21 protein-coding genes are annotated in these 23146 nt (G+C 71.3%); 10 read left to right on the top strand and 11 right to left on the bottom strand.

The features are described 5' to 3' along the window. Positions 1 to 5: 5 nt before the first annotated feature. Positions 6 to 1673, bottom strand: coding sequence for a threonine/serine exporter family protein (locus ABZT06_RS35515; RefSeq protein ID WP_355750643.1), 1668 nt, complete (start codon positions 1671 to 1673; stop codon positions 6 to 8). A gap of 101 nt (positions 1674 to 1774) precedes the next feature. Then, positions 1775 to 2266 (bottom strand): inorganic diphosphatase, encoded by a 492-nt coding sequence (locus ABZT06_RS35510; RefSeq protein ID WP_007383738.1) that lies wholly within the window; start codon positions 2264 to 2266, stop codon positions 1775 to 1777. A gap of 79 nt (positions 2267 to 2345) precedes the next feature. On the opposite strand from ABZT06_RS35510, the gene dacB reads away from it, so the two are divergent. The 6 genes from dacB to folE all read left to right on the top strand — a co-directional run bounded on the left by dacB (position 2346) and on the right by folE (position 9985). Continuing rightward, positions 2346 to 3983: a D-alanyl-D-alanine carboxypeptidase/D-alanyl-D-alanine-endopeptidase gene (gene dacB / locus ABZT06_RS35505; protein ID WP_355750639.1), complete on the top strand. Its 1638-nt coding sequence runs from the start codon at positions 2346 to 2348 to the stop codon at positions 3981 to 3983. Positions 3984 to 4049: 66 nt separating this feature from the next. Continuing rightward, complete coding sequence (locus tag ABZT06_RS35500) at positions 4050 to 5177, top strand: zinc-dependent metalloprotease (protein WP_355750636.1); 1128 nt, start codon at positions 4050 to 4052, stop codon at positions 5175 to 5177. 192 nt (positions 5178 to 5369) lie between these two features. Then, positions 5370 to 6404, top strand: a complete 1035-nt coding sequence (gene tilS / locus ABZT06_RS35495) for a tRNA lysidine(34) synthetase TilS (RefSeq protein WP_355750633.1) — start codon at positions 5370 to 5372, stop codon at positions 6402 to 6404. A gap of 53 nt (positions 6405 to 6457) precedes the next feature. Then, the gene (hpt, locus tag ABZT06_RS35490) at positions 6458 to 7018 is read left to right on the top strand and encodes a hypoxanthine phosphoribosyltransferase (RefSeq protein WP_020122574.1); all 561 of its coding nucleotides are present in this window, start codon (positions 6458 to 6460) and stop codon (positions 7016 to 7018) included. A gap of 206 nt (positions 7019 to 7224) precedes the next feature. After that, positions 7225 to 9258: an ATP-dependent zinc metalloprotease FtsH gene (ftsH, locus tag ABZT06_RS35485; RefSeq protein ID WP_355750628.1), complete on the top strand. Its 2034-nt coding sequence runs from the start codon at positions 7225 to 7227 to the stop codon at positions 9256 to 9258. A 121-nt stretch (positions 9259 to 9379) separates the two neighbouring features. Continuing rightward, the gene (gene folE, locus ABZT06_RS35480) at positions 9380 to 9985 is read left to right on the top strand and encodes a GTP cyclohydrolase I FolE (RefSeq protein ID WP_355750625.1); all 606 of its coding nucleotides are present in this window, start codon (positions 9380 to 9382) and stop codon (positions 9983 to 9985) included. A 10-nt stretch (positions 9986 to 9995) separates the two neighbouring features. Here folE and ABZT06_RS35475 read toward each other — a convergent pair whose 3' ends face one another. The 6 genes from ABZT06_RS35475 to ABZT06_RS35450 form a co-directional block, all read right to left on the bottom strand. Beyond that, positions 9996 to 10481 carry a DUF3180 domain-containing protein gene (locus tag ABZT06_RS35475; protein ID WP_355750622.1) on the bottom strand — a complete coding sequence of 162 codons (486 nt, stop codon included), beginning with the start codon at positions 10479 to 10481 and terminating at the stop codon, positions 9996 to 9998. 68 nt (positions 10482 to 10549) lie between these two features. Beyond that, positions 10550 to 11161 carry a 2-amino-4-hydroxy-6-hydroxymethyldihydropteridine diphosphokinase gene (gene folK / locus ABZT06_RS35470; protein ID WP_355750619.1) on the bottom strand — a complete coding sequence of 204 codons (612 nt, stop codon included), beginning with the start codon at positions 11159 to 11161 and terminating at the stop codon, positions 10550 to 10552. Then, positions 11158 to 11517 carry a dihydroneopterin aldolase gene (gene folB / locus ABZT06_RS35465; protein ID WP_355750617.1) on the bottom strand — a complete coding sequence of 120 codons (360 nt, stop codon included), beginning with the start codon at positions 11515 to 11517 and terminating at the stop codon, positions 11158 to 11160. The genes folK and folB overlap by 4 nt, the downstream gene beginning before the upstream one ends. A 236-nt stretch (positions 11518 to 11753) precedes the next feature. After that, positions 11754 to 12269 carry a nuclear transport factor 2 family protein gene (locus tag ABZT06_RS35460; RefSeq protein ID WP_355750614.1) on the bottom strand — a complete coding sequence of 172 codons (516 nt, stop codon included), beginning with the start codon at positions 12267 to 12269 and terminating at the stop codon, positions 11754 to 11756. Further along, on the bottom strand, positions 12266 to 13126 hold the full coding sequence (gene folP, locus ABZT06_RS35455; protein ID WP_355750611.1) for a dihydropteroate synthase: 861 nt from the start codon (positions 13124 to 13126) through the stop codon (positions 12266 to 12268). The genes ABZT06_RS35460 and folP overlap by 4 nt, the downstream gene beginning before the upstream one ends. Positions 13127 to 13176: 50 nt before the next feature. Next, positions 13177 to 14988, bottom strand: coding sequence for a phosphatidylglycerol lysyltransferase domain-containing protein (locus tag ABZT06_RS35450; RefSeq protein ID WP_355750817.1), 1812 nt, complete (start codon positions 14986 to 14988; stop codon positions 13177 to 13179). Between the two features lie 173 nt (positions 14989 to 15161). Here ABZT06_RS35450 and ABZT06_RS35445 point away from each other — a divergent pair, with 173 nt between their 5' ends. Both ABZT06_RS35445 and ABZT06_RS35440 read left to right on the top strand, forming a co-directional pair. Then, the gene (locus ABZT06_RS35445; RefSeq protein WP_355750607.1) at positions 15162 to 16310 is read left to right on the top strand and encodes an alpha/beta hydrolase-fold protein; all 1149 of its coding nucleotides are present in this window, start codon (positions 15162 to 15164) and stop codon (positions 16308 to 16310) included. Positions 16311 to 16432: 122 nt separating this feature from the next. Beyond that, positions 16433 to 17758 carry a hypothetical protein gene (locus ABZT06_RS35440; RefSeq protein WP_355750604.1) on the top strand — a complete coding sequence of 442 codons (1326 nt, stop codon included), beginning with the start codon at positions 16433 to 16435 and terminating at the stop codon, positions 17756 to 17758. Between the two features lie 30 nt (positions 17759 to 17788). Here the strand turns inward: ABZT06_RS35440 and ABZT06_RS35435 are convergent, their stop codons facing one another. Then, positions 17789 to 19132, bottom strand: a complete 1344-nt coding sequence (locus tag ABZT06_RS35435; RefSeq protein ID WP_355750601.1) for a PH domain-containing protein — start codon at positions 19130 to 19132, stop codon at positions 17789 to 17791. Then, the gene (locus ABZT06_RS35430) at positions 19129 to 19632 is read right to left on the bottom strand and encodes a PH domain-containing protein (RefSeq protein WP_355750598.1); all 504 of its coding nucleotides are present in this window, start codon (positions 19630 to 19632) and stop codon (positions 19129 to 19131) included. The genes ABZT06_RS35435 and ABZT06_RS35430 overlap by 4 nt, the downstream gene beginning before the upstream one ends. 31 nt (positions 19633 to 19663) lie before the next feature. Between ABZT06_RS35430 and ABZT06_RS35425 the strand changes: the two genes are divergently transcribed. After that, positions 19664 to 20815, top strand: a complete 1152-nt coding sequence (locus ABZT06_RS35425) for an NADH-quinone oxidoreductase subunit D (RefSeq protein WP_355750596.1) — start codon at positions 19664 to 19666, stop codon at positions 20813 to 20815. On the opposite strand, the gene ABZT06_RS35420 is transcribed toward ABZT06_RS35425, so the two are convergent. Continuing rightward, on the bottom strand, positions 20780 to 21793 hold the full coding sequence (locus ABZT06_RS35420; protein ID WP_355750593.1) for an SAM-dependent methyltransferase: 1014 nt from the start codon (positions 21791 to 21793) through the stop codon (positions 20780 to 20782). The genes ABZT06_RS35425 and ABZT06_RS35420 overlap by 36 nt on opposite strands. Positions 21794 to 21911: 118 nt before the next feature. Between ABZT06_RS35420 and ABZT06_RS35415 the strand changes: the two genes are divergently transcribed. Next, positions 21912 to 23114: a sensor histidine kinase gene (locus ABZT06_RS35415; RefSeq protein ID WP_355750590.1), complete on the top strand. Its 1203-nt coding sequence runs from the start codon at positions 21912 to 21914 to the stop codon at positions 23112 to 23114. Positions 23115 to 23146 lie beyond the last annotated feature (32 nt).

Genomic DNA, 23146 nt, shown 5'->3' with positions numbered 1-23146 from the left:
GAAGGTCAGAAGCCGCGCGTCCTCTTGGCGGCCCGGCGCTTCCCCGCGGAACCGACCCTGAGGAACAGCCGGGAGATCTCGGATCCCAGGTTGACCCCGATGGCGATGGCCATGGCGAGTGCCGCCGCCTTCGACAGCGACACCAGCCCCTCGTCGACCTGGCTCCCGGCGATCGACAACAACCCGAAGTACGTGGCGGAACCCGGCAGCAGCGGCCCGATCGCCGCGGTCGTGTACGGCAGCGCGGAGGCGAACCGGTACCGGGACAGCAACTGCCCGAACAGGCCGACCAGCCCCGCCGCCACCGCCGTGGAGGCGACCGGGGAGAAACCGCCGGTGTAGGCCATCGCGCCGTACACACACCACGCGACACCGCCGTTCAAGGTGACGGCCAGCACGGTGGATCGTTCCTGCTGCAGCAGCACCGCGAACGTCAGCGACAGCAGCATCGACGCCGCGATCTGCCACAGCGGCCGCGGCTGCGTCGACAGCGCCTCGTCGGGATTGAGGTGCGCCCCCAGCTGCACTCCGACGTAGAGCATCACCAGCACGCCCACCACGATGCCGACGAAGAAGTACATGACCTCCAGGAGCCGGGCCGACGCGGTGATGTAGAAGCCGGTCAGCCCGTCCTGGACGCCCGCCACCAGCGCCCGCCCGGGCAGCAGCGCGAACAGCCCACCGGTGATGACCGCGGAGGCCTTCACGTCCACGTCGGCCAGCGTCAGCGCGATGCCGATCGCGGCGGGCGGCATCGCGGCGACCGTGAACTGGTAGAACTCCGGCAGCCCGCGCCCCGCGCACAGCCACGCCAGCCGGTCGCCGAGCATCGCGCCCAGCATGGCCGCGACGAACACCAGCAGGTCGCCGCCGACCAGCACGGAGGCCGCGCCCGCGAGCAGCCCGCTCGCCGAGGTGAGCACCCAGGTCGGATACGGGTGCCGGTTGCGGCGGATCTCCGCGAGCCGCCGGTAGGCGTCCTCCAGGGAGATGACCGTCTCGGGGTCGCTGAGGTCGTCCACGAGCCGGAACACGGCCGCGAGGCGCGTGTAGTCGGTGCCGCGCCGCCGCACCGTCCTGGAGGCCGTCACGGGGTCGTCCACGAGCGACGGCTGGTACGAGATCGACAGCAGCGTGAAGGTCACCCCCGGCTCGCAGCGGTCCAGGCCGTAGGACCGGCAGACGGCGAACATCGCCGCCTCCACGTCCTCCGCGCCCTCGCCGCCCGCGAGCAGCAGCTCGCCGATACGCAGGGTCAGGTCGAGCACGCGCGGGACGGCCGGACCGGCGTCGTCCTCGGACTTCTGCACCGGCTCCGGCGCCGGCCGCTCGGCCACCGGCATCCGCAGCATCGTGCGCATCCGGTCCTGCCAGGGCACGTCCTTGGTCAGGCTGACCACCGGTATGCCGGTCGGCGGGGTGAACGCGGGCGGCGCGTCCTTCGCGCTGTAGGTGCGGGGCATGCTGAACGCCGACCCCTCCGGCTCCACGACCGGCGGCTGCGGCACGTCCAGCCCCTTCGGCACCGCGAACTCGGACGTGGTCTCCGGCTCACCGCCGACGGTTCTCGGCACGGCGAGCCCGTCGGGAAGGGCGAACTCGGACGTGATCTCGGAGTCGTAGGAACTCCTGGCCTCGTCCGACTGCGGCTTGCGGTGCTCCGCCTCCGTCACTCCGTAACGCTCCCTGAACGACACATTCCGTAAGCCTCAGTATGCGCGGGCACACGGACGGGCCGCACGCGTGCGCGTGCGGCCCGTCCGTGACCCAGGGCTCAGTGGCCGCCCTGGTCCTTGAAGCGCTTGTAGGACCGCTCGATCTCGGCCTCGGCGTCGACACGGCCGACCCAGTCGGCGCCCTCGACGGACTTGCCGGGCTCCAGGTCCTTGTAGACCTCGAAGAAGTGCTGGATCTCCAGGCGGTCGAACTCGGAGACGTGGTGGATGTCACGCAGGTGCTCGACACGCGGGTCCGTCGCCGGGACGCACAGCAGCTTGTCGTCGCCGCCGGCCTCGTCCGTCATGCGGAACATGCCGATCGCACGGCACTTGATGAGACAGCCCGGGAACGTCGGCTCGTCAAGGATGACCAGCGCGTCCAGCGGGTCGCCGTCCTCGCCGAGGGTGTTCTCGACGAAGCCGTAGTCGGTCGGGTAGGCGGTCGAGGTGAAGAGTCGACGGTCCAGGCGGATCCGACCGGTCTCGTGGTCCACCTCGTACTTGTTCCGCGAACCCTTCGGGATCTCGATCGTGACGTCGAACTCCACCGGTGACTCCTCCATGATCAACACATAGTTCTGGTGGTTAAGTGTCCCTCACGCAGGTGTGTGATCGCGAAAGGGGCTGTTGGTCGTGCCTGAACTGAGGCCTTGGCGGGCCGCGAGACCGCGTGCGACGCGGATCGTGAACGCCGTACGACCGCGTCTGACACGCGCCGCGGACGCCGTACGTCCAGGACTCACCCGGGCCACGGAGACCGTACGGCCGTATCTCGCACGGACCGCCGCCGCCGTGAAACCGCAGTTCACACGGCTTTCCGGGGTGACCCGGCCGAAGACCGTCAAGACCTGGCAGTACACCGCGGGCGCCGCCACCGCCGGTCTGGCGCTGGCCGCCACCGTGGCGACCGCCGCCGGTCCGTGGGACTCCTCGGGTCAGCGTACGGCCGAGCGGGACCGGGCGGTCGCCCTCGACCGGACGGGTGGCACAGATCACGAAGCCGACACCGGTACGACGGCCGCCGCGCCGCGCCCCGCCCCGAGCGCCGCGTCCGTGCTCGCCGGGGTGGGCGGTGGGGTCGACACGGTGAAGGCCGCTCCCACCGGAAAAGCCCTTTCCAGCGTCCTCGGGCCGCTGCTCGGCAACACCGCGCTCGGCACCCGCCACACGGCGGCCGTCGTGGACGTCGCCAGCGGCAGACGCCTCTACGGCGCGGGCACCGGCGCGGCGCTCATCCCCGCCTCGACGACGAAGATCGCCACCGCCGTGGCCGCCCTCTCCGCCCTCGGCGCCGACCACCGCCTCACCACGCGCGCGGACCTGGAACCCGACACCAAGGAGCTCGTCCTGGTCGGCGGCGGCGACCCCACGCTCACCGCCCGCGCGGACACCGACGGCTGGGCGAGCCTGCGCGAGCTGGCCCGGGACACCGCCGCGGCCCTCAAGAAGCGGGACATCAGGACGGTCACGCTCTCCTACGACAAGACCCTCTACGCGGGCTCGGAGATCCACCCGATCGGGGTCAACGACAACCTCGCCCCCGTCAGCGCCCTGATGGTGGACGAGGCCCGCACCGACGACTCCGCCAGCGGCCCCGTCGCGCGCGTGAGCGACCCGGCAGCGGACGCGACCCGGACCTTCGCGCGGTTCCTCGCCGAAGACGGCATCAGGACGACGTCCCCCGGCCCCTCCAAGGCGACCGGCCGCGCCGAGAACCTCGCCCAGGTTTCCTCACCGCCCCTGTCCGCCCTGGTCGAACGCATGCTGACCAACAGCGACAACGACATCGCCGAGGCCCTCGCCCGCCAGACCGCCGTCGCGGGCAAGCAGCGCGCCGACTTCGAGGGCGGCGGCCACGCCATCCGCGACCGGCTGAGGAAACTCGGACTCCCGCTCGCCGGCGCCGAGTTCCACGACGGCAGCGGACTCGACCGCGCCGACCGGCTCACGGCGAACCTGCTGACGTCCCTGCTGGTGAAGGCGGGCGACCCCGCCCACCCGGAGCTGCGCCCCGTCCTCACCGGCCTCCCCGTCGCGGGTTTCACCGGCACGCTGACCAGCCGTTACACCGACGGCGCGGCAGGTGTCGTACGGGCGAAGACGGGCACGCTGACGGGGGTGAACACCCTGGCCGGGACCGTCGTCGACCAGGACGGCCGGCTGCTGGCGTTCGCGTTCCTGACCTCGGACACCACGGACCCGGGAGCGGCGCAGAGCGCCCTGGACCGCACGGCCTCCGCGCTGGCGGCCTGCGGCTGCGGCTGACCCGGCGTCCGCGTTGCCCTCCCGCGCGGCCTGCCCCAAGTGGGGCCCCTCACGTACGGTTGACGCATGACGAGCATCGGTGGTGCCGAGATGGTCGACTGGAATCTCGCGGTGGCGACCGCGACCCGGCTCGTGCGGCCGGGCCCCGACGTGAGCCGCGACGAGGCCCGGGCCGTCGTCGCGGAACTGCGCCGGCACGCCAAGGCTGCGGAGGAACACGTCCGGGGCTTCACCCGGATGGGGACGGAAGGCGTCCACGACACTCCCGTACTCGTCGTCGACCGTCCCGGCTGGGTCCGGGCGAACGTCGCCGGGTTCCGGGAACTCCTCAAACCGCTCCTGGAGAAGATGCAGGAGCGGCGCGGCAACACCCCCGGCGGCGCGGTCCTCGGCGCCGTCGGCGGCAAGGTGACCGGCGTCGAACTCGGGATGCTCCTGTCGTTCCTGTCCTCCCGCGTCCTCGGCCAGTACGAGACCTTCGCCCCGGCCACCCGCGAACTCCCGGCGGGGGAGAACGGCGGCGGCCGGCTCCTGCTCGTCGCCCCGAACATCGTGCACGTGGAACGCGAACTCGACGTCCAGCCCCACGACTTCCGCCTGTGGGTGTGTCTGCACGAGGAGACGCACCGCACCCAGTTCACGGCCGTGCCCTGGCTGCGCGACCACCTGGAGGGCGAAATCCAGTCGTTCCTCGGGGAGACCGAGGTCGACCCGATGACCGTCCTGGAGCGCATCCGGGAGGCCGCCCAGTCGCTGGCCGGCGGACGGCCCGAGGGCGAGGAGGACGACGACGGCGGGCGCTCGCTCGTGGAGATCGTGCAGACGCCGGCCCAGCGCGAGATCCTCGGCCGCCTCACCGCCGTGATGTCCCTCCTGGAGGGCCACGCCGACTTCGTCATGGACGGCGTGGGCCCGGCCGTCGTGCCGAGCGTCGCCGAGATCCGCGAGAAGTTCCAGCAGCGGCGGGCCAAGGGCGCCTCCCGCCTGGACATGGCCCTGCGCAAGCTGCTCGGCCTGGACGCCAAACTCCGGCAGTACCGCGACGGCGAGCGCTTCGTGCGGGCCGTCGTCGACCAGGTCGGCATGGACGGCTTCAACCGCGTATGGACCTCTCCGAACACACTCCCGACCAAGACGGAGATCGCCAAACCGGCGGACTGGGTCGCGCGGGTGCACCGCAAGGCCGAGTCGTGAACCGCGTACGGACGTCGTGAGAGGAATCCGGCCGACGGCAGGCGAACGCCCCTTCAATCACCCGTCCGAGGGACCGTGAGCGAGGGGTAGGCGTGCAATGCTCGGGGAACGGCCCGGTTCTGTCACCATCTACACACTCTGAGTGACCGAACCTCGGGCTCACCCCCGAAAACTTCATGAAGGGAACCGGACATGGGTCCCCATCCTGCGGTCGCGGCGATACGCCTGGCGGTCCGCCGCGTCCTCCACGACATCCTCAACGACCACCATGCTGCAACCGCGCAGAACCCGCACGAGCGCCCGCCGTCGCCGCTCGTGCTCGTGGCCTGCTCCGGCGGTGCCGACTCCATGGGCCTCGCCTCCGCCCTCGCCTTCGAGGCCCCCAAACTCGGCCTCCGCGCCGGCGGCGTCACCGTCGACCACGGCCTTCAGCCCGGCTCCGACCTGCGCGCCGAGGAAGTCGTCCTCAGGCTGCGCGAACTCGGCCTGGACCCCGTCGAGTCCACCGCCGTGACCGTCGGCCGCGAAGGCGGACCCGAGGCCGCCGCGCGCGACGCCCGCTACGCCGCCCTCGACGCCGCGGCCGAACGCCACGGCGCGCTCGCCGTCCTGCTCGGCCACACCCGTGACGACCAGGCCGAAACCGTCCTGCTCGGCCTCGCCCGCGGCTCCGGCATCCGCTCGCTGTCCGGCATGGCCGCTGTCTCCGGGGGCCCGGGAGCCGCCCGCCGTTACCGCCGCCCCTTCCTGGGACTCGACCGGCAGACCGCCCGCAAGGCCTGCATGGTCCAGTCCCTGCCCGTGTGGGACGACCCGCACAACACCGACCCCGCCTACACGCGCTCCCGGCTGCGCCACGAAGGCCTGCCCGCGCTGGAGAAGGCCCTCGGCAAAGGAGTCGTCGAGGCCCTCGCGCGTACGGCCCAGCTCTCCCGCGACGACGCCGACGCCCTCGACGCCTGGGCCCGCCAGGCCGAGGCCTCCGTACGCGACGCCGCCGGCCTCCTGGAGTGCGCCAAGCTCTACGCGCTGCCGCCCGCCGTACGCCGCCGCATCCTGCGCCAGGCGGCCATCGAGGCCGGCGCCCCGGCCGGATCGCTGTTCGCCCGCCACATCGAGGAAGTCGACCGCCTGATCACCGGCTGGCGCGGCCAGGGAGCCATCAATCTCCCGGGCAAGGTCGTCGCCCAGCGGCAGGGTGGCAGACTGGTGATTCGGCAAGGCTGAACCCTTGCTCCCCTTTGGGGGGTGTTGGGCGGCCGCTGGGACGACCGAAAGTGATGCGGGTGGACGCGAAAGACATGGGTGCCGACCTCAAAGAGGTACTCATCACCAAGGAAGAGATCGACGCGAAGCTCGTGGAGCTCGCCGCGAAGATCGACGCGGAGTACGCGGGCAAGGACCTGCTGATCGTCGGCGTCCTCAAGGGCGCGGTGATGGTCATGGCCGACCTCGCCCGGGCGCTGTCCACCCCCGTCACCATGGACTGGATGGCCGTGTCGTCCTACGGCGCGGGCACCCAGTCCTCCGGCGTGGTGCGGATCCTCAAGGACCTCGACACCGACATCAAGGGCAGGCACGTCCTGATCGTCGAGGACATCATCGACTCCGGCCTGACCCTGTCCTGGCTGCTGTCCAACCTGGGCTCACGCGAGCCGGAGTCGCTCAAGGTGTGCACCCTGCTGCGCAAGCCGGACGCCGCCAAGGTCGCCATCGACGTCGAGTGGGTCGGCTTCGACATCCCCAACGAGTTCGTCGTCGGCTACGGTCTCGACTACGCCGAGAAGTACCGCAACCTCCCGTTCGTCGGTACGCTCGCGCCCCACGTCTACGGCGGCTGAAACGTGGCTGCAGCGCCCGCTGAGCCAACAGAGCCGTCTTTGTAGGACGAACGGGAACCCCGGCGGGTTTCGCGCCGTTGGAGCATGCAGACGGGTGTGCCAGCCGTCCCGTGCGGCTTCGGGCGACAATGCTGGGGTACCGTCAGAAGAACTGTCTTATCAAACTCACTATGGCAGGAGGGACGGGGCGGCACCGCTCCGTATGGATGGACGTGAAGCGATACTTCCGTGGGCCGGTCATGTGGATCGTGCTGGCCGTCCTTGCCGTGGTCGTGTTGATGCAGGTCGTCGGCTCGTCCGGTGGCTACAAGACGGTGGACACCGGCCAGGTCGTCCAGGCGATCAATGACAACAAGGCCGAATCAGCGAAACTGACCACCGGCGACGAGAACACCATCAAGGTGCAGCTCAAGGACGGCGAAAAGGTCGAGGGCAGCTCGAAGATCCAGGCGAGCTACATCGGCGACCAGGGCCGTGACCTCGCCACCGTGCTGCAGAACAAGTACCAGGACAAGCAGATCCCCGACGGGTACACCGTCTCGCCGACGAAGCAGAACGCCTTCGTCGGGATCCTGCTCTCCCTGCTCCCCTTCGTCCTCATCGTGGTCGTCTTCCTGTTCCTGATGAATCAGATGCAGGGCGGCGGCTCCCGGGTCATGAACTTCGGGAAGTCCAAGGCGAAGCTCATCACCAAGGACACCCCGAAGACGACGTTCTCGGACGTCGCCGGCTCGGACGAGGCCGTCGAGGAGCTCCAGGAGATCAAGGAGTTCCTCCAGGAACCGGCGAAGTTCCAGGCCGTCGGGGCCAAGATCCCCAAGGGCGTACTGCTGTACGGCCCTCCCGGCACCGGCAAGACCCTGCTCGCGCGCGCCGTCGCGGGCGAGGCCGGCGTGCCGTTCTACTCGATCTCCGGTTCCGACTTCGTCGAGATGTTCGTCGGTGTCGGTGCCTCCCGAGTGCGTGACCTGTTCGAGCAGGCCAAGGCGAACGCCCCGGCGATCGTCTTCGTCGACGAGATCGACGCGGTCGGCCGCCACCGCGGCGCCGGCCTCGGCGGCGGTCACGACGAGCGCGAGCAGACGCTGAACCAGCTGCTCGTCGAGATGGACGGCTTCGACGTCAAGGGCGGTGTGATCCTCATCGCCGCGACGAACCGGCCCGACATCCTCGACCCGGCCCTCCTGCGCCCCGGACGCTTCGACCGCCAGATCGCGGTCGACCGCCCGGACATGCAGGGCCGTCTGGAGATCCTCAAGGTCCACCAGAAGGGCAAGCCGGTCGCGCCCGACGTCGACCTGTCGGCCGTCGCGCGTCGCACGCCGGGCTTCACCGGCGCGGACCTGAGCAACGTCCTCAACGAGGCCGCCCTGCTCACCGCCCGCAGCGACAAGAAGCTGATCGACAACTCGATGCTGGACGAGGCGATCGACCGTGTGGTGGCGGGCCCGCAGAAGCGGACCCGGATCATGTCGGACAAGGAGAAGAAGATCACCGCGTACCACGAGGGCGGACACGCCCTGGTCGCGGCGGCTTCCCCCAACTCCGACCCGGTCCACAAGATCACGATCCTCTCCCGAGGCCGTGCTCTGGGCTACACCATGGTCCTGCCGGACGAGGACAAGTACTCGACCACACGCAACGAGATGCTCGACCAGCTCGCCTACATGCTGGGCGGCCGCGCTGCCGAGGAACTGGTCTTCCACGACCCGACCACCGGCGCCGCGAACGACATCGAGAAGGCCACGGCGACGGCCCGCGCGATGGTCACGCAGTACGGCATGACCGAGCGTCTCGGCGCCATCAAGTTCGGTGGCGACAACACCGAGCCGTTCCTCGGACGTGAGATGTCGCACCCGCGTGACTACTCGGAAGAGGTCGCCGCGCTGGTCGACGAAGAGGTCAAGAAGCTCATCGAGACCGCGCACAACGAGGCCTGGGAGATCCTGGTCGAGAACCGCGACGTCCTCGATCAGCTGGTGCTCCAGCTGCTGGAGAAGGAGACGCTGAACAAGGAGCAGATCGCCGAGATCTTCGCTCCGATCGTCAAGCGTCCCCCGCGTCCGGCCTGGACCGGCTCCTCCCGTCGCACGCCGTCTACCCGTCCGCCGGTGCTCTCCCCCAAGGAGCTCGCACTGACGAACGGCGCCAACGGCGCGGCCCCGGCGATCACCACCGCCAAGGCCACCGCGTCGGAGCAGGTCCCGGACGCCGTTCCCGAGGAGCGCCCCGAGAGCTGACGCTCGCCGTCTGGCCCCGGTGACCTCACCGGGCCCGGAATGGAATGCCGTGCCCCCCAGGTTCTAGCCTGGGGGGCACGGCGTTTTTCGGCCGTGAGGGACTCTAGGAACGAGGCACCAGATGACCGACCCCGTGACGCTGGCCAGCGAGGGCTCCATCGGCGAGTTCGACGAGAAGCGCGCCGAGAACGCCGTACGCGAACTGCTGATCGCGGTCGGGGAGGACCCGGACCGCGAGGGGCTCCGCGAGACGCCGGGGCGGGTGGCGCGGGCGTACAAGGAGATATTCGCGGGGCTGTGGCAGAAGCCCGAGGACGTGCTGACCACGACGTTCGACCTGGGGCACGACGAGATGGTGCTCGTGAAGGACATCGAGGTGTACTCGACCTGTGAGCATCATCTCGTGCCGTTCCGGGGCGTCGCCCACGTGGGATACATTCCGGCCACCACCGGCAAGATCACGGGACTGTCCAAGCTGGCCAGGCTCGTGGACGTCTACGCCCGGCGGCCGCAGGTGCAGGAACGACTCACCACGCAGATCGCGGACTCCCTGATGGAGATCCTGGAGCCGCGCGGCGTGATCGTCGTCGTGGAGTGCGAGCACATGTGCATGTCGATGCGGGGCATCCGCAAGCCCGGTGCCAAGACGCTCACCTCGGCCGTACGCGGACAGCTGCGGGACGCGGCGACGCGGAACGAGGCCATGAGCCTGATCATGGCCCGCTGACGGCTGGCCGTCACGCCGTCGACGGAGCCCCCGTGTTCCGGTCGTCGTCCTCCGGGAGTTTGCACACCCGCTCGAGGAAGATCGCCGCCGCTATCACCGCGATGCCCGCGAGGACCGAGAAGCCGGCGTAGATGGCCTGGTCGCGGCGGGCGGGGATGTCGAGGGATTCCAGCAGGAAGACGCCGGTGCCGCCGTACATGCCGGAGACGAGGGCGGCGACCAGGGCGCTGGCCTGGCCGAAGACGACCGCGCGGGCCGCCATCAGGGGGTCGACGCCCTTCGCCTCGGGGACGCGCTCGCGCTGGGCCTTGAGACGGGCACGGATGGAGAGCGCCGTGGCCAGGAGGACCACGGCGATCAGGGCGAGGACGATGGGGGCGGCCAGCGGGACGCTGGGCAGGGTCCCGATCGAGTTCCACAGGCGGGCGCCTGCCCAGGACAGGATCCCGGCCACGGCGAAGACGGCGGCCAGCAACCTGATGCGCAGCTCTCTCACGGTGCCCCTTCAACTCCCCCGAGGTCCTTGGGTGGTCCCACGGACAGTGGTCGTGTTGACCTTAACGGCTATTCGGGCAGCCGGAGTTCCAGGTCCTTGCGGGCTTCCACGCCGTTTCGCGTGACCGTGTCGAGGAGGGCTGCGACCGGGCCGCGGCCGGGCAGCTGTGCCTCGGGCTCCACGTCGTGCCAGGGGACGAGCACGAACGCGCGCTCGTGGGCGCGGGGGTGGGGCAGGGTGAGGACCGGATCGTCGGAGACCAGGTCCGCGTACGCGACGATGTCGACGTCGAGGGTGCGCGGGCCCCAGCGCTCGTCCCGCACCCGGTTGAAGGCCTCCTCGACCGCGTGCGCCCGCTCCAGCAGGGAGGACGGGGGGAGTGTGGTCTTCAGCACGACGACCGCGTTGAAGTACGAGGGCTGGCTGTCGGCGGCCACGCCCCACGGCTCGGTCTCGTAGACCGGGGAGACGGCCTTGACGCGGACGCCGGGCGTGTCCTCGAGGGCGTCGACGGCCCCCTGGAGGGTCTCCAGGCGGTTGCCGAGGTTGGAACCGAGGGAGAGCACGGCACGCTTCGGGTTGTGGAGCGTGGTGTCGGCGGCGTCCACCTGCTGCACGACGGAGGCGGGCACCGGCTGTACGGTCGGGTCGCTGTGACCCGCGGCGAAGGACGCGGTCATACTCGGCTCCGGGTGATGGTGACGGTCACGTCGTCGAAGGGCACGGTGATCGGTGCTTCGGGTTTGTGGACCCTGACCTCGACCTCCTCTACCCGTTCGTGCTTCAGACAGACCTGGGCGATGCGCTCGGCGAGGGTCTCGACGAGGTTGACGGGCTCGCCTTCGACGACGGCCACGACCTCCTCCGCCACGATGCCGTAGTGCACGGTCTTCGTCAGGTCGTCGTCGGCGGCGGCCGGCCGGGTGTCCAGGCCGAGGACGAGGTCCACGACGAAGGTCTGGCCCTCCTCGCGTTCCTCGGGGAACACACCGTGGTGCCCGCGGGCCTTCAGGCCGCGCAGCGCGACACGATCCACGCGAATCACTCCTGCAATCGTCGGTGACGGCCGGTCCGTACCGTGTGCGGGCGGTACGCCGGCCTCGAACGAATCTACCTGCGAGCACGGACAGGGCCGGGCAACGTGGGCGCGGCCGGTGCCGGGGCCAGGAGGTTTCACCATGTGTTTCCCCTGGGGAACCCGGCGGCTCACGGGTTGGTAGCCGCCCATACCCAGGGGTGCGTGATTCCAACCACTTCTTAATCCCGACGGGTTCAGGAAGAGGCGTCCCCGGCCGCGTCCGGGTCCTCGTCCTCGCCGTTCTCGGCCAGCACGGGGGAGGCGTGGTGGGACCACAGCTTCCAGCCCTCGGGGGTGCGGCGGAACACGTTCGTGGCGACCACCAGCTGGCCGACGAGCGGGCCGAGTTCCTCACCGCCCTCGGGCGCGGGGCCCCCGCTGAGGATGTTCTCGGTGCAGGTCACCAGGGCGGTGTCGCCGGTGACGGAGACGTGGACGTCCGTGAGGAAGAACTGGATGTAGTCCGTGTTCGCCATGATCAGCGCGTACGACCTCAGGACCTCGCCGCGTCCGGTCAGCACGGGCCAGCCGGGGTGCACGCAGGAGACCACGCCGACGTCGGCGGGGTCGTGGTAGGTCTCGTCGACGCCCAGGTCGGCAGGGGTGAGCCAGAGCGCGGACAGCTCTTCGAAGTCGCCGCGCTCCAGTGCCTCGTAGAAGGCGGTGTTGGCGGCTTCCACCTGCTCCACGTCGGTGTGGGGGGCGCTCACCGGGCTCCTTCCACGGCGCGCGCGACCCGTACCGCGTCGGCCGTGGCGCGCACCTCGTGCACGCGCACCGCCCACGCCCCGGCGTGCGCCGCGAGGGCCGAGACGGCGGCCGTGGCGGCGTCGCGCTCGCGCGCGGGCGGCGGGGCGCTCCCGGGGCCGGCGAGGACACGGCCGAGGAACCGCTTGCGGGAGGCAGCGACGAGGAGGGGGTGGCCGAGGCCGAGGAGGCGGTCGAGGTGGGAGAGGAGGACCAGGTCGTGCTCGGCGTCCTTGGAGAAGCCGAGACCCGGGTCGACGACCACCCGGTCGGGGGAGATGCCGCCCGCGAGGACGGCGTCCACGCGCGCGTGGAGCTCGTCGACGACCTCGGCGACGACGTCGGCGTAGACGCCCCTGACGTTGCCGCCCTCCAGGAAGCCGCGCCAGTGCATGACGACGAAGGGGGCGCCCGCCTCGGCGACGACCGGGACCATCGCGGGGTCCGCGAGGCCGCCGCTGACGTCGTTGACGAGGGCCGCGCCGGCGGCGAGGGCCTGTTCGGCGACACAGGCACGCATGGTGTCGACGGAGACCGTGACGCCTTCGGAGGCGAGACCGCGGACGACGGGGATGACGCGCCGCAGCTCCTCGGCCTCGTCGACGCGGGTGGCGCCGGGGCGGGTGGACTCGCCGCCGACGTCGACGAGGTCGGCGCCCTCCTCGACGAGCCCGAGGCCGTGCTTGACGGCGGCCGTGGTGTCGAACCAGCGGCCGCCGTCGGAGAAGGAGTCGGGGGTGACGTTCACGACTCCCATGACCGCGCAGCGGTCCCATTCCGGAAGGCCGGCCACGCGCCCGCGTCCGCTCTGCTTGCTCATGCGTTCAGCCTAGGCCCAGCGTGGCACGCCGGGCCCGAGCGGCCTGTGGGTCAGGCCGCCCTGACGTCCCGCTCCGCGACCGCGTGGGCACACGCGCGTGCGGTGTGCGAGCGGCGGCGCAGGAAGCGCGGCAGCGGCAGGGCCAGGTTGACGAAGCCCTCGGCCTGCATGGCGGCGAAGCCGATGCGCGGGAGGTCGCCGGAGGCCCGGTAGACGACGAAGCGGGGCTCCCAGCGGGGCTGGAACTTCGCGTTGAACTTGTACAGGGACTCGATCTGGAACCAGCGGGACAGGAACACCAGCAGGCCGCGCCAGGCGCGCAGCACCGGGCCCGCGCCGATCTTCTCGCCGCGCGCGAGGGCTGAGCGGAACATGGCGAAGTTCAGCGACACGCGCGTGATGCCGAACTTCGGGGCCGCCTGGAGGGCCGCGACGATGAGCAGTTCGTTCATGCCGGGGTCGGCGGCGCGGTCCCGTCGCATGAGGTCGAGGGAGGCGCCGTCGGTGCCCCACGGCACGAAGTGCAGGATCGCCTTGAGGTCGCCGTACGGGCCGGGCTGGTCGTCCGCCTTGTGGGCGGTGGCGATGAGGCAGTCGCCGTCGGCGAGGTCGCCGATCCGGCCGAGGGCCATCGAGAAGCCGCGCTCGGTGTCGGTGCCGCGCCAGTCCTCGGCGGCCTGCCGCACGCGCCGCAGCTCGGTCTCCCCGAGGTCACAGACGCGCCGCACCCGGGTCTCGTAACCGGCCCGCTCGATGCGCTTGACCATCTGGCGGACGTTGCGCATCGCGCGGCCGGCGAGCGAGAAATCCGCGACGTCCACCACCGCCTCGTCGCCCAGTTCGAGGGCGTCCAGGCCGGTCTCGCGGGTCCAGACCTCGCCGCCGGTCTCCGAGCAGCCCATGACGGCGGGCGTCCAGGAGTGCGCCTTGGCCTCGTCCATGAAGCGCTCGATGGCGCCCGGCCAGGCCTCCACGTCGCCGATCGGGTCGCCGCTGGCGAGCATCACACCGGAGACGACGCGGTAGGTCACCGCGGCCTTGCCGCTGGGCGAGAAGACGACGGCCTTGTCGCGGCGCAGCGCGAAGTGGCCCAGGGAGTCGCGGCCGCCGTGCTTGGCCAGCAGCGCCCTGAGGCGGGACTCGTCCTCCTCGGTGAGCTGGGCGGCGGGGTGCTCGGGGCGGAAGGCGAGGTAGATCGTGGTGATCGCCGTGAGCAGGCCCAGGGCGCCCAGGGAGACGCCGACGGTCCACGAGGTGTCGCCCTGGTAGTCGACGGGGCCCTCGAAGCCGAAGAGGCCGTACAGGACGTGTGTGAGGCGGTCGGCCAGGCTCGGGTCGCCGACCAGGCGGTTCGGGTGGACGCTGACGATGATCAGCCCGAGGACGAGCGAACCGGCGCCCATGAGGACGAAGTTGGCGAGCGCGCGCCAGCGGCTGCGTGGGTCGGGCAGCGCCCTGAACTGGTCGCGGTGGCGCAGCAGCGGTGCGAGCAGGGCGAGCGAGATGGCCGCCCCGACGAGTGAGTGGCGGTAGGTGAACTGGGCCAGCGCGCCCGCCGGGAGCAGTGCCACGGCCGCCCGCCAGGCCCGGCGCTTGCGGCGCCTGAGGCCGTGGGCGAGCAGCAGCAGCAGCACACCGGTGCTGAGCGAGAGCGCGGCCGCGAACGGCCCGAGCGCGCCGGGCAGTACCTCGGCCATGGTGTGCATACGGCTGTGCCGGAAGCGTGGGAAGACGCCGGCGGCGATGTCCAGAAGGCCTACGAGTGCGCAGGCTCTGGCGACGAGGACGGGGACGGCCTCGGGGCGCGGTCCGTGCAGTGCACGCCGTAGCCGTATTGATCGGATCGGAACCCCGCCCGACATTTCGTCATCTGTCCTGACAGACATCGCATCCCATGGTTCTGCGAGTGACTTTGGATCCGGAGTCCGATTCGGGCATCCGGCGACATTGCGCCCTCTAGGACGGTGTCTCGTGAGGAGAGGTTCACTCATCTCCTCAAAGCCGTTTCAAAGGCCGAGGAAAGCGAAAGCAAGCAATGGGTCTCACGAGCAACAACACGCTGGTGCCGGCGGTCCTGTCCGCCGTGGCGCTGTTCGCCGGCACGGTGTGGCTCTGGCCGCGGCTGGCACGCCGCGGCTGGCGGTCCGTCAGCGGACGTATCGGGCTGCTGCTCGGGACGCAGTTCCTGATCTTCGCGTCGGTGGGACTCGCCGCCAACCAGGCCTACGGGTTCTACGCCTCCTGGGCCGACCTGTTCGGGCGGGAGACCGACCAGGGTGTGGTGGTCGACCACACCCCGGGCAAGCGGTCGAGCGGGCCTCTGAGGGTGACCGAGATCGGGGACGTGCCCGGCAGGGGCGGATTTCGGCCGTCGTCGGCCGGGCAGGTCCAGAAGGTCGACATAGTCGGCCCCACGTCTCACATCGCCAGCCCCGCGTACGTCTATCTCCCGCCGGAGTATTTCCAGGAGCGCTATCGAAAGCGCACCTTCCCCGCGTCCGTCGTGCTCACCGGTTATCCGGGCACCGCGCGAGCGCTGGTGGACAAACTCCACTATCCGCGCACGGCTCTGGAACTCACCAGGAGTGGCCGTATGCGACCGATGATCCTGGTGATGATGCGGCCGACGGTGGCGCCGCCGCGGGACACCGAGTGCGCGGACGTTCCGGGCGGTCCGCAGACCGAGGCGTTCTTCTCGAAGGACCTCCCGGAAGCGGTGGCCGAGCACTACAGGGTGGGCAGGGGACCGGGGAGCTGGGGAATCATCGGGGACTCCACGGGCGGTTACTGCGCGCTGAAGCTCGCCATGCACCACCCCGCGGTGTACGCCGCGGGGGCGGGCCTGTCCCCGTACTACAAGGCGCCCGTCGACGCCACCACGGGGGATCTGTTCCACGGCGACAAGGCGCTGCGCGACCGCGCGAACCTGTGGTGGTGCCTCAGACACCTGCCCGCGCCCGACACCTCACTGCTCGTCAGCAGCAGCAAGGTGGGCGAGTCGAACTACAAGGACACGTTGAGGTTCATAGAGCGGGTGAAGGCGACGGAAACGACACGGATCTCGTCGATCATCCTCGAAAGCGGCGGTCACAACTTCAACACCTGGCGGCGGGAGATCCCTGCCACCTTGGAGTGGGTCAGCGGGCGGCTGAGTGGCGTCGAGCGGTCGGTGAGTGATCGATGAGTGATCAATACGCCGAATTCGGCGGCGGCTCCGATTCCTGATGTCGGGTGAAGGTCACGGGGTGGCTGTGTTTTTACGGGGCGGGGCACCACGGTTCGCCTACTCGCGGTAAGTTTCTGGCCATGCCACGTGGACGTCACCGCCATTCCCCGCCTTTGCACAGGCTGCTGCCTCCGTCGGCGATCGCAGGCGTCTCCCTCGTCTGTGCCTTCGGCCCCTGGGTGTTCTCGCAGCAGGCCGTGCTGCGCGTGATAGCCGCCTTCGCCGCGGCTGTCGCGGTCGTCGGGGCGGCCGTCATGCGCCGTTGGGACGCGCAGGCGGGCAAGCAGGTCGCCGACCTCACGCGCGCGCGTGCGAGCGACGAGTGGCGGCACGAGGAGCGCGTCGCCGAACTCGAGACCGACCTCGAGGAGTCGCGGGAGCTGCGCGTCAAGCTGGAGCAGCGGCTGCGGGCCAAGCGCACCGAGTTGGCGGGCCTGCGCAACGAACACGCGGCGCTGCTGCGGCGGTACGCCACGGCGGAGACGGAGCGGGCGAGCGCCCTGGAGGGCCGCCGGCTGCTGGAGATAGAGGCCGCCCCGGCGCGTGAGCTGCCACCGGCGCAGCGGACCGAGGCGGAGGCCGTGGCGGTGGCTGCCGAGGACGGACCCGAGACCGAGGCCGAAGTCGAGGCAGGGACCGAGGCCGAGGCCGCGGAGGCTTCTGAGGCCGCGGAGGCTTCTGAGGAGAAGCCGGAGCGGCCTGCGATCTTCTCCCCGGAGGGGTCGCGGTTGTTCCTGCGGGCGAACGCGGCGCTGAAGCGGCTCGACGAGGGCGACGGCGGGGACGGGGACGGGGACGGGCGCACGAGGACGGAGACCCCGGCCGAGGTCGAGGCTCTGGGCAGGACAGAGGTCAGGGCAGAGGTCGGGGCGGAGGCCAGGTCGGCGGCCGAGGGTGAGCCCAGGTCGGCGGTCAAGGTCGAGCCCAAGGGCGAGTCGGCGAAGGCCCCTTCCGCCGCGGCGGACACCGCCGGCACCGAGGCGGAGGCCGCGCAGGAGGACGAGGCGCGGGGGAAGCCCGAGGCGGTCGACGGGCATGAGCGCGCGGCCGCCGGCACCACGGTGAGGGCCGCCCAGCCGCAGCAGCGGCCCGCCGGGCACTTCATCGCGCCGACCGCGGTGGCGGTCGTGCCCACGGCTCCCGTGCGGCGCCCGCGGGTCGAGGGCGGGTTCGACTTCTTCGGCACCAAGTCGGGGGCCTCGCGGGACGCCCTGGAGGCCGTGCAGAACGAGGACCTCGCCGACGTCGTCGGCCAGGAGGCCCTCGCCCTGCACAAGGCCGAGTCGGAGGCGGAGTTCAAGCCGGCCGACGAGGAGTCGCGGGGCGTCGGCCAGGTCATCGACCTGACGGCCCACGACGAGACGGAACAGATCAACCTGCAGGGACTGCGCAGCGCGGTCTCCTGACGGACGTACAGCTGCTCGCGAGGGGCACGGTCAGACCATCCAGCGGTCGGGCCGTGCCCCTTTCCGTCCCGTGCGCGACCTCTCCGCCTGCGCCCCGAGCAGCTCCGCGGCCTCCTGAGCGTCCCGCAGGCGGGCCGTGACGGTCTTGTTCGCTCCCGTGTCCACATGCACGTCGGCGACCCGCCACAGGCGCTCCCAGGGCCCCTGCGAGAGCCGTACGCTCTGGACCTTCGCGTGCGGGACGAGCGCCAGGCTCCGGCGCAGCAGCCCCCGTCGGGAGGCGAACACGGCGTCGGTGACGGCGAGTCCGTGGCCGCGCCACCACACGGGTATGCACCGCCCGGCCCGCCGCGGGGGCCGCGACAGCGCCGACAGCGGCGGCACGGTCACCCCGGGCAGCACGCGCGCGACGACCGCCTCGGCCGCCTCGCGCGGAGCGACCGGCACCAGCACGGAGTTGGACGACCCGGCGACGTCCAGCTCGACCCGTACCCAGCCGCGCCGGCGCCACAGCAGCGGCTCCACGATCCGTACGGTCTGGACCCGCCCCGGCGGCACCGTCTCGTGGGTGCGGTCCAGGAGGCCGTGGTCGATGCGCAGTCCGTCCGGGGACTCGCCCACCGTCCAGTCGTACTCGGAGACGAACCGCCCCACACTGCTCGCCCCCGCCGCGCCGAGCAGCGGCACGGCGGTCGCGAGGACCGTCCACAGGCTGTGGGTGGCCATCCACAGCAGCGGCGGTACGACGAGGGCGGCGACCAGCGCGCCCCAGGTGGCGCCCGTCAGCACGAGGGAGAGCGCGAGGTCGCGCGGGGGCGTGCGGAGCAGCTCGCGCGCCGGAGCCTCGCCGGCCTCGTGCGCGGTCTCGGGGGCGAACCCGGCGGCGCGCGCGAGGAGTTCGGCGCGCAGGGCCCGCGCCTCGCGCTCCCCGAGGAAGGCCAGTTCGTCCTTCTTGTCGGTGCCGACGACGTCCAGCCGGAGCTTCGCGACGCCCGCCACGCGCGCGAGGAGCGGCTGGGTGACGTCGATCGCCTGGATCCGCTCCAGGCGGATGTGCGCGGTGCGCCGGAACAACAGGCCGGTCCGTATGCGCAGTTCGGAGTCGGTCACCGCGAAGTGGGTGAACCACCAGGTGAGAAAGCCGTACAGGGCGGCGGCCGGGATGATGACGGCGAGGGCGATCAGCAGGGCGGTGGTCGTCAGCCGGGTCAGCTGGCGCTGCGCCTGGTCGGGGTCGTGCACGGCCCACCCGATGACGACGGCGACCGGCGCCCACGCCCGCCTGAGCGGCGTTATCGGATGCAGCCGCTGCTCGGCGACGGGTTCCTTCTCCGGCTTCTCCTGTACGGCGTCGTCGACGCCCGGCGTCGTCACAGGCCCGCCGATCGGGCCTCGCCGAGTTCGGTGAGCCGGTCGCGCAGCCGCTCCGCCTCGGCCGGGTCGAGGCCGGGGATGGTCGCGTCACTCGCCGCGGCGGCGGTGTGCAGCTGCACGCTGGCCAGCCCGAAGTGCCGCTCCACCGGCCCGGAGGTGACCTCCACCAGCTGCATCCGGCCGTAGGGCACGACGGTCTCCTCGCGCCACAGCACGCCCCGGCTGATCAGGAGGTCGTCGGCGCGCTCGGCGTAGCGCCAGGAGCGCCAGTTGCGGCCGAGCACCACCCAGCCCCAGCCCATGAGGGCGAGCGGCACCAGCGCGAACGCCGCCCAGCCGGGCCCGCACAGAAGCCCCAGGAGCACTCCCAGGCCCACCGCGAGCAGTCCCAGATACACCACCAGCAACAACCGCCGCATCCGCAGCAGGCCCGGTGGCAGCCCGGTCCACACCGGTTCGTCGCCCGCGACCTCAGTGTCCTGCCCGCTCCCCGTCTCCATAGGGCCAGCGTACGTAGGAGAGACTGTGTCCATGACTCCTACGACGGAGACCACGGTCGGCATCGGCGGCGCCGCGGAGAGCACCGACATGGTGCTCAACATCGGACCGCAGCACCCGTCCACCCACGGCGTGCTGCGTCTGAGGCTGGTCCTGGACGGCGAGCGCATCATGAGCGCGGAGCCGGTGATCGGCTACATGCACCGCGGCGCCGAGAAGCTCTTCGAGGCGCGCGACTACCGCCAGATCATCATGCTCGCCAACCGCCACGACTGGCTGTCGGCGTTCTCCAACGAGCTGGGCGTGGTCCTCGCCGTGGAGCGGATGCTCGGCATGGAGGTCCCCACGCGCGCGGTGTGGACGCGCACGCTGCTCGCCGAGCTGAACCGGGTGCTGAACCACCTGATGTTCCTGGGCTCGTATCCGCTGGAGCTCGGCGGCATCACCCCCGTCTTCTACGCGTTCCGGGAGCGGGAGGTCCTTCAGAACGTGATGGAGGAGGTCTCCGGCGGCCGGATGCACTACATGTTCAACCGCGTCGGCGGCCTCAAGGAGGACCTGCCGGCCGGCTGGGCCACGCGCGCGCGTGCCGCTGTCTCCGCCGTGCGCTCGCGCATGGACCGCTTCGACGACCTGGTGCTCGGCAACGAGATCTTCCGGGGTCGTACCAGGGATGTCGGCGTTCTCGCCCCGGAGACCGTCCACGCGTACGGCGTCAGCGGGCCCGTCGCGCGTGCCTCGGGCGTCGACTTCGACCTGCGCCGCGACGAGCCGTACCTCGCCTACGGAGAGCTCCAGGACACCCTGAAGGTGGTGACCCGCCAGGAGGGCGACTGCCTGGCCCGCTTCGAGGTCCTCCTGGAGCAGACCCACAACGCCCTCGATCTCGCCGACGCCTGCCTGGACCGGCTCGCGGAACTCGAACCCGGACCGATCAACCAGCGGCTCCCCAAGGTCCTCAAGGCGCCCGAGGGGCACACGTACGCGTGGACCGAGAACCCGCTCGGCATCAACGGCTACTACCTCGTCAGCAAGGGCGAGAAGACCCCGTACCGGCTGAAGCTGCGCTCGGCGTCGTACAACAACATCCAGGCGCTGGTCGAACTGCTGCCGGGCACGCTGGTCGCGGACATGGTGGCGATCCTGGGGTCACTGTTCTTCGTGGTCGGGGACATCGACAAGTAGCCCGTCCACGCCGACGGGCTGGAGCAGCCAGCCGAAGTCGCCGAGGCCGCCCGGCGCGGTGAGTTCGGCGGCCTCTCCGGCGCGCGCGAGCGCCCGTACGTACTCCGCGGGTCGCGTCGATGCCAGCGAGAGCGGGGGGCGTGCGCCTGTGATGCCCAGGGCGCGTAGGGCATCGCGTTGGAGCAGCACGCGCCCTCCGGGGAGCGCGCACGCGTCCAGCGCCACATGGGCCGTGAGGTCGCACGACCCGTCCGGAACGGGTGCGCACTCGCGCCCCTCACGGAAGCCGGTGAGCGTCCCGAAGAGCGGGCGCGCGGACGCCGTGTGCGCGTAGTCGACGGCGACCGCGAGCCCCCGCCCGACCGTCGCGACCGCCGACGCCCACGCCTCGTCCCGGGGCAGGCCGATCTCGGCCCGCAGTCCCTCCTCGGCCGGCAGCGGCCACCACCGGGCCAGCCACCCGGCCTCCGCACCGGCGACCTGCTCCCCGAGACGTTCGCGACCGTCGCGCCGTACGAGAACCCGTCGCGGCAGGCCCGAGGAGTCCGTCTCGGCGACCTCCACGGGTACGTTGTCCAGCCATTCGTTGGCGAACAGCAGCCCGGTGATGTCCTTCGGCGGCTCGGGCAGCCACTCGATCCGGTGATCGAGGGCGGCGGGGCGGCCGGCTACCTCGACGGCGTACACGCGCGTGCGGGCGTTCACTTCCGCGGGCAGCGCGGCGAGGACGCCGGTGGCCAACTCGCCCCGGCCCGCAGCCATGTCGACGAAGTCGAGCCGGGCGGGCCGGCCCAGCGCCTCGTCGAGGCGGCACAGCAGCCGGGCCACGGCCTCGGCGAACAACGAGGAGGCGTGCACGGACGTGCGGAAGTGCCCGGCGGGCCCCTCCGGCCTGCGGTAGAAGCCGTCCGGGCCGTAGAGGGCGGCCTCCGCGGCGGGCCGCCAACTCGTCCAGTCGCCCGTCGTGTCATTGGTCACGCGGTCAGGCTAGGCGCACCGGGGAACGGGGCCTCCACCTTGGGGAGTACGCGCGGACGGTACGGATCGGTCCTCCGGTTGACCCCTGCACACATCACGCTTCCCTACGCTGGGTTACGTGCAGCGCCTCTATGACTTCCTCCGCAGACACCCGACAGGGGTCGACGTCTTCTGGGCCGTCATCCTGTTCGGGATCTCGCTCGCGAGCGAGACCGCCCGGGGGGAGTCCCAGGGGACGAAGTCCCCGCTGGCGATCATTCCCGTCGTCCTGCTGCTGTGCCTGGTCGTGGCGCTGCGCAGGCGCATGCCGGAGTGGATGCTGCTGCTGGCCATCGGGCTCGGCGTGGTGCAGCTGGCGCTGGACGTGGAGACCACGACCGCCGACTTCGCCTTCCTGGTGATCGTCTACACGGTGGCCGCCACCGGCGCCCGCTGGGCCTCCCGGATGGCGCTGACGATCGGCCTGTGCGCCGCCCCCGTGGCGCAGCTGCGCTGGCCGAACGAGCACTCCGGCGTGCTCGGCAATGTCGCGATCATGATCTTCCAGACGGTGCCGTTCGCCCTGGCCTGGGTGCTCGGCGACTCGATCCGCACCCGCCGCGCCTACTTCGCGCAGCTGGAGGAGCGCAACGCCCGCCTGGAGAAGGAGCGCGAGGCACAGGCCAAGGTCGCCGTCGCCGCCGAGCGGGCCCGGATCGCCCGCGAGCTGCACGACGTCGTCGCGCACAACGTGTCCGTCATGGTGGTTCAGGCCGACGGCGCCGCCTATGTCCTGGACGCCGCGCCCGATCAGGCCAAGAAGGCCCTGGAGACCATCTCCTCCACCGGCCGCCAGGCCCTCGCCGAGATGCGCCGCCTGCTGGGCGTGCTGCGCACCGGTGAGCACCAGGAGGGCGGTGAGTACGTGCCGCAGCCCGACGTCGAGCAGATCGAGGACCTCGTCGAGCAGTGCCGCGGCTCCGGGCTCCCCGTCGACTTCAAGGTCGAGGGCACCGCGCGCCCGCTGCCCAGCGGCGTCGAGCTCACGGCGTACCGCATCGTGCAGGAGGCGCTCACCAACACGCGCAAGCACGGCGGCCCGAACGCCGGTGCGAGCGTGCGCCTGGTCTACTTCGACGACGGCCTCGGCCTGCTCGTCGAGGACGACGGCAAGGGCGCCCCGCACGAGCTGTACGAGGAGGGCGGCGCCGACGGCGCGGGCCACGGCCTGATCGGCATGCGCGAGCGGGTCGGCATGGTCGGCGGCACCCTGGACGCGGGCCCCCGCCCCGGCGGAGGATTCCGGATCAGTGCGCTGCTGCCGCTCAAACCAGCGCATTGACACCGACGCGCGCCCCCTGTTGACACCTGTCA

The sequence above is a fragment of the Streptomyces sp. NPDC005483 genome, from assembly GCF_040606035.1.
Lineage (GTDB): Bacteria > Actinomycetota > Actinomycetes > Streptomycetales > Streptomycetaceae > Streptomyces.
The sequence above is the reverse complement of the archived record's forward strand: the minus strand, read 5'-3'. Positions and strand labels throughout refer to the sequence as shown.